Origin of the sequence: Natronospirillum operosum (genome assembly GCF_004768465.1) — a bacterium.
Taxonomy (GTDB): domain Bacteria; phylum Pseudomonadota; class Gammaproteobacteria; order Pseudomonadales; family Natronospirillaceae; genus Natronospirillum; species Natronospirillum operosum.
Genome location: NZ_SRMF01000014.1, coordinates 18,870 through 31,510, shown reverse-complemented (window position 1 = coordinate 31,510; position 12,641 = coordinate 18,870). Strand labels below are relative to the sequence as shown.

Here is a 12,641-nt window from a genome sequence, read left to right as displayed (position 1 = left end):
ACTGTTATGGTCTCCAAGGACAAAACACTCCGGCCTGTGACCGGAGTGTTTCGCAGCGATGAAAGGGCTTAACGATTGCGAGCAATGTTTTCCAGGATGGTGTCGAAATGGCCACCGTCATTGAAATGGTCGTTCTGAGCCTTGTCCCAACCACCGAAGACATCATCGATACCGAAGAAGTTTACGTCCGGGAACTGATCACTGAACTCAGCTGCTATATCCGGGTTGGAAGGTCGGTAAAAGTGTTTGCCCGCCAGACGCTGTGCATCATCGGTGTACAGACCTTCCAGATAGGCCTCCGCGACGGCGCGCGTTCCTTTGCGGTCAACGTTGGCGTCAACGACCGTCACAGGGGGCTCAGCCAGGATACTGACCGACGGAACCACGATCTCGAATTGGCCACGACCGAGTTGCTCTACCGCAAGGAAGGCCTCGTTTTCCCACGAAATAAACACATCACCAATACCGCGCTGCACGAACGTATTGGTTGCACCGCGGGCTGCCGGGTCAAGCACTGGGACGTTAGCGAAGACTTTCTCAACGAACTCGAAGGCGGCTTCTTCTGAACCGTATTCTTCCAACGCATAGCCCCAGGCTGCCAAGTAGTTCCAGCGCGCACCACCAGAGGTCTTGGGGTTGGGAGTGATCACTTGAACGTCATCACGTACCAAGTCGTCCCAATCCTGGATGTTCTTTGGGTTGCCGGCGCGCACCAACAGTACGATGGTAGATGTGTAGGGCGAGCTGTTGCCAGGCAGACGCTCTTGCCAATCGGCAGGAATAAGGTCCGCACGTTGGCGCAACGCGTCAACATCATAGGCCAGTGCCAGTGTGACGACATCGGCATCCAGACCGTCAATCACTGAGCGAGCCTGTGAGCCGGAACCACCATGAGACTGGCGTATATTGACACTCTGACCATGTTCGTCACGCCATTGTTGCGCAAACCACTCATTGTATTCGCGATACAGTTCACGCGTGGGGTCATAGGATACATTCAGCAGGTTGACTGTTTGTGCTTGCGCGGAAAACGCGCCCAGTGACAAGGCTACCAAGCCGAGAGCAGTCAAGTGTTTGAACCGAGTGGTGAGAGTAGACACTGTTTCAATCTCCATTAAAGGTTAGTTTTCGTTCGAGCAACTGCTCTGAGAACGAATACTAGGAGATTGTTTTAAGCATAAGAACGAATTAAAAAAGGAATTGTTATCTCAATAAAGAATATTAAGTTCAAGCTATCAACTGTTGCATTGCATGTCATGGACACGCCCAGTCATAAAAACAAAGCACCTCATTTGATTGATCTTTGCCAATCAATCAACCCCTAATTGCTGATTAATGCATGGTTCACTTCGGCCCGCTTGAGTTCCGGACTGCAAAGCTGCAAAAAGTCATAGAGATAGCTGCGCAAAAACCCATTGCGGCGAATAGCCAGTAGCGTGGTGTTGCTGGGGAAAAGTGAATTTCCAGACAGCAGTCGAAGTTCGGTGTCGCGTTGCGGATCGAAAGCGACGGAGGCAATGATGCCGGCTCCAAGCCCAAGCTCAACATAGGTTTTAATCACGTCGGCGTCTACCGCCGACATGGCAATTTCAGGCTTCAGTCCGGCCTTGCGAAACGCTTCGTCGATATTGGCTCGACCAGTGTATCCGCTGTGGTAGGTAATGATGGGGTGTTGTACCAGCGCTTCCAGCGTCAGCGGTACGGCGATGTCCAGCGAGTGGCCCTTGGGCACAATGACACTGTGGTGCCAGCTATAAAAAGGAAAGCAAGCAAAGGTGCTGGCGTTCGACAACAACGCCTCGGTGGCAATGCCGACATCAACATCACCGGTTTTGAGCATGGTGACAATTTCGTCGGGGCTGCACTGGTGCAGTTCCAGTCGCACTTTTGGAAACTTGATCTGGAACGCCTTGAGCACTTTTGGCAGTGCGTAGCGTGCCTGTGTGTGGGTGGTAGCAATACGCAAGGTGCCACTGTCACTGTGCGCAAATTGCTGGGAAGATTGCTTGATGGTGTCTATTTCTGACAAGATACGTTCTACAGACTGCAAGACTACCTCGCCAGGCTCCGTTAGGCCCATTAGTCTTTTACCTCGCCGTTCAAAAAGCACGACGCCCAGTTCATTCTCCAAGTCCCGAAGGTGTTTGCTGACCCCTGATTGAGAAGTAAACAAAGAGGCTGACACGGCCGTCAGGTTGAACTGACGGCGCGCGGTTTCTCGAACAATGCGGAGTTGCTGGAGATTCATAGAAGAAAACCATTTTTAATTATCAAAAAGAATATAAATTTGTTTTCTTATATCTATAAATATTATTTTTGACTATGGTTATCGACGTGCCTTCTATGAGTTGAATCAAACTCTGCACTGCAACGGTTCTATGGATCAGTTGATGTGCCCGTTTCGCGCATGTCGCAACTGCACTGTTCAGTCTTCCACCAACAGGCAAGTCTCAATCCTGGATGGGTGCTGCGGTCCCGAATGTACGGCATTGATTGCTCGCAACCTGATGGGGCTCAAGTCGTCTCCTGCCTCGAAGTTCGGATTGACATCGAAACGGGGAAAGTTCGAGGATGATATTTCAAGCCTGATGCGGTGACCCACTTCGAAGCGATTTGCGGTTGGGTAGAGCCGAATAGTCAGTTCTACTATCTCACCTGGCGGAATCGGGCGGGCCTCTTCAAAACCGTCACGGTAGCAGGCGCGCAGAATGCCGTCGGTCAGGTTCATGCCATAGCCCTCCGGATAGTCTTCGTTGGCGGGGTGGACATCAACCAACTTTGCAGTGAAGTCCGTCGTTGGCCGATCGGAACTTACAAACAACGTAACGGACACATTACCCACCAAAGTAACCGCTTTTTCCAACGGTGCGGTTTCGAATACCAGCACATCAGGACGACTCGCAAGTGGCAAATCACCAGCCTTTGCACCAAAGGCATCAGAATTTTCTCTCTGATCAAATGCCCCGCCGAACATGAGTGGTGCACCCGAGGTAATCGGCCCGCCAATCGTTGGTACTGGATCCTCTGGGTCGAAGTTATAGCGCTCCACGCTATCGATCGCTGCAGGTTCGGCAGAAAGAGAGCCCTCCGGCCCGAGATACAGTTCGACAGGGGTTGCTTGCTCCGGTGGCCAATGTTCAGAAAAATGCCACCGACCGCCATGGTTCAGGCGTCCCTGCTCATTGCGCCTTCCATCACCGCCTCCCATAACAAAATAGTTAACACGAGACGCCAACGGTGAAGCTGAGCCTTTGAAATGGTGACGAAACAGGTCGATGCGGAAGCGCACGAAATCCATGCCCAGGCCAGCTTCAAAAGTGGCCTCATCACCGAAATCCACATCACCGGCAAAGCTGCTCGATCGATTGCCGTGCGTCCAGGGCCCCAGTATCAGGCTGACGTCGTGCCCTGCTTCGTGAAGACCGTTGAAGTTCTCTGCAGCAGAAGACGCGTAAGGGTCGTACCAACCCGAAAGGTGCACACTGGGCACAGCCCGCATCTGTTGATGCCAGCCCGTTGCGTACAGGGCGGGTATTTTCCAGTAGTCATCGAACTTGCCGTGTTCCCACTGCTCAAACAGGAAATTTTCGTAGTCCGGCGTGGGCGAAAGCGGTGAATAGCCGCGTTTCCAGGGCATCCGCTTGATCCACTCCCGCAAATCCATTGCCTCCAGTGCAGACCTGATGACAGGGTCATCCGCTGCTGCACGTGAACGCAATGCGTGACGATAGGCCCAGGTGACCTGTTTCATTTCCAGCGCCCCGCCATAGCGGATACCGCCCTGGTAGGCATTGGAAAAGCCACCGCAATCACAAATCATGGCGGCCAGGGCCGGTGGATTGAGGCAGGCCGCAGCCAACTGGGTGTGTGCGGAATAAGACAGACCCATGCTACCAACCTGCCCATCACACCAGGGCTGCTCGGCTATCCAGGCAATGGTATCGAAGCCGTCCTCTGCCTCGCTGCGGTACTTCACGAAATGCCCTTCGGAGCCATATCGACCCCGGCAGTCCTGAAGGACCACAACAAAACCAACTTCAGTGAAGAACTTCACCAATTCTTCGCGACCGAACACTCCTGGATGAGCGACAGTGTATTCGTTGGCTCTGGGGACTCTCTTGTCGTAGGGCGTTCGCTCCAGGATAACCGGCCATGGTCCCCCGGATGTATCATCCGGGAAGAATATGTCCGTTGCCAGCCGAACACCGTCACGCATCGGCACCATGAAATCGCGAAGGCTAGTGTCATGAGATGTTCGACCGGCTATGGACATCAACGTTACCGAGTGCTGAGGTTGGTTACGAGAGAGCGTCCGTCCGGGCTGGGTGTGAAGTCCAGGTCTCCATTGACTGCCCAGTTGTTACCTTCCCAGTAGAGCGGGATCAGCGCTATGTCTTCAGCCGCGATACGCGCAGCCTCTTGCAGGGCCGCTTCGCGATCAGCATCTTCAAACGCATCGAATGCACTTTCGAGTGCAGCATCGAATTCTTCGTTCGAGTAACGGAAACGGTTATTAGACCCCCATCCACGATCATCATCGACGGTCGCCAGTACATTGCGGTACGCCAGAGAGCTTTCACCCGTGGTAATGCCGAAGGCCACCATGAAAGACGAAAATTCCCGGTCAGTTGCTCGCCCGAAATAGACATTGGCTGGCACTGATACCACGTCAACATCTATCCCGATCTGAGACCACATCTGGCCGATGGCCAACAGCACTTCCGTATCATTCACGTAGCGTCCCGTTGGTCCGTGTATGGCCATTGCCCAGCCATCTTCATAACCTGCCTCAGCCAGCAATTCACGGGCACGCTCGGGGTCATACTCGAATTCCGGAATGTCCGGGTTGTGACCAAAGATGCCTTCGGGCGGGAACTGGTTGGCGGGCAGGCCGGAACCGAATTGAATACGATCAACCAGCGCCTCGCGATTGATGGCAAGACTCAAAGCCTCACGAACACGGTGGTCAAGAAACGGATTGCCGACAGAAGGATCAATCTGAACGGTCGTATCCTCGAGCTGATCTACGCCCATATAGAGCATGCGGGCCGACGGTGCCGAAACGACCGTCACATCGTTGAGTTCGCGCAGACGGTCCAGATCATTGGGTGGCACGGAGTCGATGAAATCGACTTCACCAGCCTGAATCGAGGCCACGCGGCTCGCCGAATTGTCCAGGAACCGAATGGTGACCTGCTCAAAATCAGGCAAATCGCCCCAGTAGTCATCGTTGCGCTCGAGTACCAGGTTTTCGCCGGGACTGTAGCTGACCTGACGGTAGGGGCCGGTTCCATTGGATGCGATGCTGCGATCGAAGTCGGCACTTGAGGCATCATTCACAGTTTCCGACACGATGTAGATCGTGGACAGATCAGTGGGCAGTCCGGGCGCCGGGCTGGATGTGGTGACTACCAAAGTGTAGTCGTCCACCGCTTCGGCACTGTCGATGGCCGCAAGGCGCTGAGTGAAGGGCGCCGGGCTGTTCGGTACCTCGGGAATGCGGTCAAAGGTAAAGACCACATCCGCAGCGGTAAAGGGGCTGCCGTCATGGAAAGTGACGTCCTCACGCAAATTGAAAGTCCAGGTTAGCTGGTCGTCGGATACTTCCCAATCCGTGGCGAGGCCAGGCGCAAAGCTGCCATCGTCGGCGATATGGATAAGCCGGTCATACATCACCGCTGCCAATTGCTGGTTCTGGCCAGTGGTCGCGAAATGCGGGTCCATTGAGCTTGGTGCAGCCGTCAACCCCGCAGTTATGGACTGTGCCCCGGCAGTGCTTACGAGCAGCGCTGCCAGCGCCGTAGCGCTAACAAGTTTTGAAAGTTTAGCCATGGTTATTGTTCTCCGTGTTGCAGTTTGGGTTCTGCCACCTTGTGACAGGCTACTTTGTGGCCGGGCGCGATCTCTCTTAGCGGAGGTTGCTTGGCCCGACATTCTCCATCCGCCAATGGGCAGCGCGGATGGAAGTGACAACCCGTTGGCGGGTTGAGTGGTGAAGGGATCTCTCCTTTTATTGGCTGATAGCGACGCTTTCCTGTTGTCAGACGCGGCACTTCAGCCAGAAGAGCTTGCGAATAGGGGTGTAGTGGATTGTCGAACAGCGTCTCGGTCGGGGCAGACTCCACAACGCGGCCCAGGTACATGATGACGACGCGATCTGCGATATGCTCGACAACACCCAGGTCGTGACTGATGAACAGGTAAGCCAGCCCCAATTGCTCACGCAGGTCCATAAACAGATTGAGCACCTGTGCCTGTACGGAGACATCCAGCGCGCTCACTGCCTCGTCGGCGACGATGATTTCAGGCTTGACGGCCAGCGCCCGTGCAATCGCAATACGCTGACGCTGCCCACCGGAAAACTGGTGCGGATAGCGAATACGGAAATCGGGATCAAGGCCCACTTTCTGCAGCAGATCGGCGGCAAAGTCACTGGCGTCTCTTGCCCTGATCTGGCCATGGAAACGCGGGGCCTCGGAAATGATGCGATCAATGCGATGGCGTGGGTTAAGTGACGACATCGGATCCTGGAACACCATTTGAACCTTGAGCTGCGCTTCGCGGGTATTGGTGGCGGGTTGGCCCTGCCAAAGGAGTTGCCCTTCGCTGGGTGGGTGAATGCCGGCGGCGACTCGCCCAAGCGTGGACTTCCCGCAGCCGGACTCTCCGACCAGTCCGACCACTTCTCTTGATGCGACAGACAGACAAACGTCATCGACTGCGTGCACGGTCTGAGTCTGGATTTTGGCGCCCAGCCGGGCCGCAATCCGCATGGCGAGATCCTGCTTTTTCGAAAAGCGTTTGGAAACATGGTCCAGCGACAAGAGATCGTTCATGCCGATACCTCCTCCAGCGCTGGCAAATCAGCCACTCGCCAGCAACGCACGTCATCGCGAATCTCCTGTGCAGCCTCGCAACCCTGTTTGCGAAAGGTGCACCGGGGGGCAAAGCGACACCCGTCAGGGCGGTTCAATGGCGGTGGTGGCCCCCCGGGTATTTGCGCGAGACGAGTCCCTCGGACATTGCGTGAGGGGACTGAGCCGATCAGCCCCCGGGAATAAGGGTGTCTTGGTGCAGTAATCAAACCGTCGGTGGTGGCCTGCTCGACAATCTCGCCGGCATACATCACCGCCACGCGGTCTGCGAAACCGGCCACTACCGACAGGTCATGCGTAATCCAGACGAGGCCGGTGCCATCCTCCTCAACAAGCTGCTGCATCAAGTGAAGGATTTGCGCCTGAATGGTGACATCCAGTGCCGTGGTGGGTTCATCCGCGATGATCAGGTCCGGCTTGTTCAGCAGCGCGATCGCAATGGCCACACGCTGTCGCATCCCACCGGAAAATTGATGCGGATAGGCACGCATTCTCTCATCGGGGCTTGGAATACCAACGCGTCCAAGCGCATCTCGGCAATGTGCCCAGGCTTTATTCCAGGACATGGAGCGATGAGCCTTTATCGTCTCGATCATCTGTGTTTCGACCCGCAGCACCGGGTTCAGGGTCATCATCGGATCCTGAAAAATCATGGCGATCCGGGCGCCCCGCAGTTTGCGCATTTGGGCTTGGGGCAGGTTGGCGATTTCCTTACCGTCAAAACGGATTGACCCGCCGGCAATGCGTCCCGGCGGCTCGATCAGTCCCATCACGGACAACCCGGTAACCGACTTCCCGGAACCGCTTTCACCAACGACCGCCAGAACTTCTCCCCGGTCAACGCTGTAGCTGACACCGTCCACTGCCTTCACAACACCAGCGGAGGTAAAGAAATGGGTCTGAAGATTATCGATACTCAACAAACTCATGTGATATTCCTCGGATTCAATACATCGCGCAGGCGATCGCCTACAAGATTGATAGCCACGATAAGCAACAGGAGTGCGATTCCGGGAAACACACTGATCCAATACTGCCCCGACATTACGAACTGGAACCCGTTGGAAATCAGCAGACCAAGACTTGGCTGTGTAGACGGCAAGCCTACGCCCAGGAAGGACAGGGTCGCCTCAAGCGCTATCGCACTGGCGATTTCCACCGTGTACAACACCATCAGTGGGGGCATGCAATTGGGAAGAAGATGGCCAAAGAGGATGCGGGTGCGGGACAGGCCCAGGCTCTTTGCAGCCTCCACATACTCGCGATTGCGTTCTGACAGTGCCGTAGCACGAGCCATCCTGGCGAATGTGGCCCATTGCACAATGATCAATGCGAGGATGATGTTCTCCAGTCCACGGCCAAGGACAGCGAGCAGAATCAAGGCCACCAGGATCGGAGGAAAAGACAGATGCAGGTCGACGAGCCGCATCACGATCGTATCGATCCGACCCCCGAAATAGGCCGCGACCATACCCAATGTCAGGCCCAGCAAAAGCGCCACGGTGCAGGCGATCAGACCGACGGTCAACGAAATGCGCAAGCCATAGAGAATGGCCGAGAACATGTCCCGCCCCTGACCATCGGTGCCCAGCCAGAAGGATAATCCGGAGAAACCGACCTCTCCGGGTGCGAGCCTGCTGTCCATGATACTGAGGCTGCGCAGATCGTAAGGATTCTGCGGTGTGATCCATGGGGCCAGAAACGCTGCAATCACAATGGTCAGCAGCAGAAAGAGCCCGAACATGGCCAGATGGCTGCTGCGAAACTCCCGAATGACCCGCCAGACAGGGCGCTCGGGTGCCGGTTTCTTTTCCAGGAGGTCTGGGTTCAGTGTATTGACGTCAGTCATTGGCGCACCTCGTCCAGACGAATACGCGGATCAATCAGCGAATACAGCAGATCGACCAGTAGATTCAGAATGATGAAAATCATGACAATCACAATCAGATAGGCGACCACCACCGGACGATCCAGGAGGTGGATCGAGTCAATGATCAACTTGCCCATACCGGGCCATGCGAAGATGGATTCAGTGACCACAGCGAAGGCAATCAGGCCGCCAAAGGACATACCCACCAGGGTCACGATTGGGATAAGGATGTTGCGCAGCAGATGCACCATGACAATGCGTTTTTCGCTCAAGCCTTTGGCCCGAGCAAAGCGGATATAGTCCTGCGCTCTCACCTCGCGGGTGCCAGAGCGGGCCAGACGGATCACCAGTGCCAAATGACCGATGGCCAGATTGATTGCCGGGAGTGCCATATGCTTGAGCCCATTCAAGGTGAACAGGCTGGAATGAATGCCCATGAACTGGCCAACCTCTCCCCGCCCAGAGACCGGAAGCCAGCCCAATATGACCGCGAAGATCAGGATCAGCATGATGGCTTGCCAGAAGTTGGGTACGCTGAAGCCCAGAATGGACCCAGCCATGATGGTCTTGCTGCCGACACTTCCATGACGCAGACCGGCGTAAACACCGAGCGGAATGCCCAACACCACGGCGATGACGATAGAAGCAAAGGCCAGTTCCAGCGTTGCGGGCATGCGTTCAAGGATCAGTTCGAGCGCGGGTCTGTTGTAGACAAAGCTGTTGCCGAAATCTCCCTGCAATACGTTGCCGAGAAAGATGAAATACTGCTCGTGAAATGGACGGTCGAGACCCAACTGTGCAACCAACCTTACTCGCTCGGCCTGTGTCGCTTCGGGGTCGATCAGGATGGCAACCGGATCGCCGACAGAGAAGATGCCGGCAAACACAAGGAACGACATGACCAGGGCCAAGAACACTGCCTGCATTAGACGTCGAATAATGTAAACCACAGTTACTCCCACCTTCGGATTCGGACGGTTTCTATTCCATCCTGTCCTGCTTATTTGTCTTGAGAATGGACATTGGTCAAAATCTTTGCAACCTTATGATAAATTTAATAAGTCTATTCGTGAGGCAAATACATGGAGCTGCGCCACTTACGGGCATTCAGAGCGGTCATGCAAACCGGATCCACGGTCGATGCAGCAAAACTCATGGGTGTCTCTCAGCCATCAGTTAGCAGGCTGCTCAGTGAACTGGAAGAAATCACGGGTGAACGGCTCTTCATGCGAGTCAACGGGCGTCTCAGACCGCGTGAATCCGCCGAATTGATATTGCCTGATATCGATCGCACCCTGGCGAGCGTTGAGGGCCTGTACTCCAAGGTAAATCGGACGGCTTTGCCACTGCGAGTTGCAGCTCCTGCCGGTGTAGTAACGCGCCTGTTCGGTCCGGCGGTAAGACGCTTGCTTGAGGAGAACCCTCGTCAGAAATTTGTTGCTGAAATCATGTCCTACTACGAGACAGTCGGTGCTGTCGCGTCCGGGCGGATCGACCTGGGGTTTGTCAAGGCACCGGTAGACCACCCCGCACTCGATCTAATAGATCTTGCAACTGTGGGAACCGATGTTGTTTTGAGAAAGGATCATCCGCTGGCATCCAAACAGGAGATATCCCCTGTTGACCTCGGCTCAGAGAAACTGATTCTTCTGGGTCGCAATCGACCATTCAGAGTGCAGCTCGATCAGATTTTTCTTCAGGCAGGCATTTCCCCGACTGTCCTTGTCGAGACCCAGGCAGTCAGTGCTGCCTGCAGCTTTGTGCGGGAGGGGGTCGGCTTGACGATTGCCAATTCGCTTCTGGCTCGTGCCGAAGCGACTGACGGCCTTACCTGCAGGCCGTTTACGGCATCAGCCAGACATCGTTTCATGCTTGCTCATCTCAAGCAGCCGTCTCGCGCCCTAACGCTGCGCGCGTTTGCAAAACATGTGGGAGAAGTAGCTCAGGAAATCTTGTCGCAATAGGTCGCAAATCAGTCTTCCAATAGCCAATCGTTGAGTCGGGCAGGGTCCAAAGGCCCCGACTCAATTTTTCTCCCACAGAGACTGGTCAGATCCGCAGATAGTCACTCCACGGTAACGGACTTGGCCAGGTTGCGCGGCTGGTCCACATCCGTGCCCTTGATCAGGGCCACATAGTAGGACAGCAGCTGCAACGGAATGGTGTAGACAATGGGCGCCAACAGATTGCACACATGGGGTACCGGAATCACGCTGATGCCGGGTTCCGAGACCACACCGGCATCGGCATCAGCAAACACATAGAGCTGCCCGCCGCGAGTGCGCACTTCTTCCATGTTGGATTTCAGTTTTTCCAGCAGCTCGTTGTTGGGTGCGACCACGATGGTGGGCATTTCTTCGTCGATCAGCGCCAGCGGGCCATGCTTGAGTTCACCGGCAGCGTACGCCTCGGCGTGGATATAGGAGATCTCCTTGAGCTTCAGCGCGCCCTCCATGGCGATGGGGTACTGACTGCCCCGCCCCAGAAACAGGGCATGCTGTTTGTGTGCAAAGTCTTCCGCCAGCTTTTCGATGTCGGGCGCCAGCAGCAGCGCCTGCTCGACCTGGCCGGGCAGTTCGCGCAACGCCAGAGCAATGTCAGTGATGTCCAGGCCGCGCTGCTTGCCGATGCTCAGCGCCAGCAGCAGCAGGCCGACCAGTTGCACGGTAAAGGCCTTGGTAGAGGCGACGCCGATCTCGGCGCCGGCGCGCATCATGTAGGCCAGATCACTTTCCCGCACCAGAGACGAGCCGGGCGAGTTGCAGATGGTCAGTGATGACATGTAGCCCAGATCCTTGGCCAGGCGCAGGGCCGCCAGGGTGTCGGCCGTTTCGCCGGATTGGGAGATGGTCACCAGCAAACTGTCGGGCAGCACCACGGATTTGCGATAGCGGAACTCGGAGGCGATCTCGACCTGACAGGGAATCCCGACCACCTCTTCGAACCAGTAACGCGCCACCATGCCCGCATGATAGGAGGTGCCACAGGCAATGATCTGCACGGCCTTCACCTGCGACAATATGTCCAGACTGTGCGCGCCGAAGGCCTCGGCCACCACGGTATCACCCTGCAGTCGGCCTTCCAGGGTCTGGCGCAGTGCATAGGGCTGTTCGTGAATCTCTTTCAGCATGAAGTGGCGGTAGGGGCCCTTGTCGCCGGCATCATGCTGCAGGTTGCTTTCCTGTATCGGGCGCTCCACCGGCTGGTCGTCGACGTCCATGATGCGCACGCCGGTGCGCGTCACCTCGGCCACATCGCCCTCTTCCAGATACTGGAACTGGCGGGTGACCGGCAACAGCGCCAGTTGATCGGAGGCCACAAAGTTTTCCCCGATGCCGTGCCCGATCACCAATGGCGAACCGGAGCGTGCGACCACCAGGACGTCCGGGTCCTCGGTGTCCATGATGGCGGTGCCATAGGCGCCGTGCAGCAGCTTGCGTGCCGCCAGCACCGCATCGAGCAGGGTGTCATGCTGGCTGCGCAGATCGGCTACCAGGTGCGCGATCACTTCGGTGTCGGTCTGCGATTGAAAGCGGTAGCCACGGGCCTGCAACTGATCCCGCAGGGACTGGAAGTTCTCGATGATGCCGTTGTGGACCACGGCAATGCGGCCACTGAAATGCGGGTGCGCATTGTCTTCGGTCGGCGTGCCATGCGTGGCCCAGCGGGTGTGCGCAATACCGATACCACCCGGCAGCGGCTGCTCGGTCAGGGCTGTTCCCAGCTCGCTGACCTTGCCCACCCGACGGTGGCTGGCACACCGGCCGTCGCTGTTGATCACGGCCATGCCGGCGCTGTCATAACCCCGATACTCCAGGCGACGCAGGCCTTCCTGCAGTATGTCCGCCACATCCCTTTGCGCCACTGCGCCTACGATGCCACACATGTTCTGTTCT

10 protein-coding genes are annotated in these 12,641 nt (G+C 56.1%); 1 reads left to right on the top strand and 9 read right to left on the bottom strand.

The window, feature by feature from the left end; genetic code table 11:
* Positions 1-68 precede the first annotated feature (68 nt).
* The 8 genes from E4656_RS18790 to E4656_RS18755 all read right to left on the bottom strand — a co-directional run bounded on the left by E4656_RS18790 (position 69) and on the right by E4656_RS18755 (position 9,695).
* Positions 69-1,100, bottom strand: a complete 1,032-nt coding sequence (locus tag E4656_RS18790; RefSeq protein ID WP_476703739.1) for a sulfate ABC transporter substrate-binding protein — start codon at positions 1,098-1,100, stop codon at positions 69-71.
* A gap of 221 nt (positions 1,101-1,321) precedes the next feature.
* Complete coding sequence (locus tag E4656_RS18785; RefSeq protein WP_135484868.1) at positions 1,322-2,248, bottom strand: CysB family HTH-type transcriptional regulator; 927 nt, start codon at positions 2,246-2,248, stop codon at positions 1,322-1,324.
* Positions 2,249-2,425: 177 nt separating this feature from the next.
* Positions 2,426-4,273, bottom strand: coding sequence for a CocE/NonD family hydrolase (locus E4656_RS18780; RefSeq protein ID WP_135484867.1), 1,848 nt, complete (start codon positions 4,271-4,273; stop codon positions 2,426-2,428).
* A 5-nt stretch (positions 4,274-4,278) separates the two neighbouring features.
* Positions 4,279-5,724: an ABC transporter substrate-binding protein gene (locus E4656_RS18775; protein ID WP_167856146.1), complete on the bottom strand. Its 1,446-nt coding sequence runs from the start codon at positions 5,722-5,724 to the stop codon at positions 4,279-4,281.
* A gap of 110 nt (positions 5,725-5,834) precedes the next feature.
* The gene (locus tag E4656_RS18770; RefSeq protein ID WP_135484865.1) at positions 5,835-6,836 is read right to left on the bottom strand and encodes an ABC transporter ATP-binding protein; all 1,002 of its coding nucleotides are present in this window, start codon (positions 6,834-6,836) and stop codon (positions 5,835-5,837) included.
* Complete coding sequence (locus tag E4656_RS18765) at positions 6,833-7,804, bottom strand: ABC transporter ATP-binding protein (protein ID WP_135484864.1); 972 nt, start codon at positions 7,802-7,804, stop codon at positions 6,833-6,835. Before E4656_RS18765 ends, E4656_RS18770 begins: the two co-directional genes overlap by 4 nt.
* Positions 7,801-8,724: an ABC transporter permease gene (locus E4656_RS18760; RefSeq protein ID WP_135484863.1), complete on the bottom strand. Its 924-nt coding sequence runs from the start codon at positions 8,722-8,724 to the stop codon at positions 7,801-7,803. The genes E4656_RS18765 and E4656_RS18760 overlap by 4 nt, the downstream gene beginning before the upstream one ends.
* Positions 8,721-9,695: an ABC transporter permease gene (locus E4656_RS18755; protein ID WP_276605993.1), complete on the bottom strand. Its 975-nt coding sequence runs from the start codon at positions 9,693-9,695 to the stop codon at positions 8,721-8,723. The genes E4656_RS18760 and E4656_RS18755 overlap by 4 nt, the downstream gene beginning before the upstream one ends.
* A gap of 132 nt (positions 9,696-9,827) precedes the next feature.
* Here E4656_RS18755 and E4656_RS18750 point away from each other — a divergent pair, with 132 nt between their 5' ends.
* Complete coding sequence (locus E4656_RS18750; protein WP_135484862.1) at positions 9,828-10,709, top strand: LysR substrate-binding domain-containing protein; 882 nt, start codon at positions 9,828-9,830, stop codon at positions 10,707-10,709.
* A gap of 101 nt (positions 10,710-10,810) precedes the next feature.
* Here E4656_RS18750 and glmS read toward each other — a convergent pair whose 3' ends face one another.
* A complete protein-coding gene (gene glmS, locus E4656_RS18745; protein ID WP_135484861.1) occupies positions 10,811-12,631 on the bottom strand; it encodes a glutamine--fructose-6-phosphate transaminase (isomerizing) in 1,821 nt (606 codons plus the stop codon).
* Between the last annotated feature and the right edge of the window lie 10 nt (positions 12,632-12,641).

Coding starts and splice junctions, on each gene's coding strand:
- E4656_RS18765 (WP_135484864.1), bottom strand. CDS start 7,804: ATGAGTTTGTTGAGTATCGATAATCTTCAGACCCATTTCTTTACCTCC.
- E4656_RS18780 (WP_135484867.1), bottom strand. CDS start 4,273: ATGTCCATAGCCGGTCGAACATCTCATGACACTAGCCTTCGCGATTTC.
- E4656_RS18775 (WP_167856146.1), bottom strand. CDS start 5,724: ATGGACCCGCATTTCGCGACCACTGGCCAGAACCAGCAATTGGCAGCG.
- glmS (WP_135484861.1), bottom strand. CDS start 12,631: ATGTGTGGCATCGTAGGCGCAGTGGCGCAAAGGGATGTGGCGGACATA.
- E4656_RS18770 (WP_135484865.1), bottom strand. CDS start 6,836: ATGAACGATCTCTTGTCGCTGGACCATGTTTCCAAACGCTTTTCGAAA.
- E4656_RS18785 (WP_135484868.1), bottom strand. CDS start 2,248: ATGAATCTCCAGCAACTCCGCATTGTTCGAGAAACCGCGCGCCGTCAG.
- E4656_RS18760 (WP_135484863.1), bottom strand. CDS start 8,724: ATGACTGACGTCAATACACTGAACCCAGACCTCCTGGAAAAGAAACCG.
- E4656_RS18750 (WP_135484862.1), top strand. CDS start 9,828: ATGGAGCTGCGCCACTTACGGGCATTCAGAGCGGTCATGCAAACCGGA.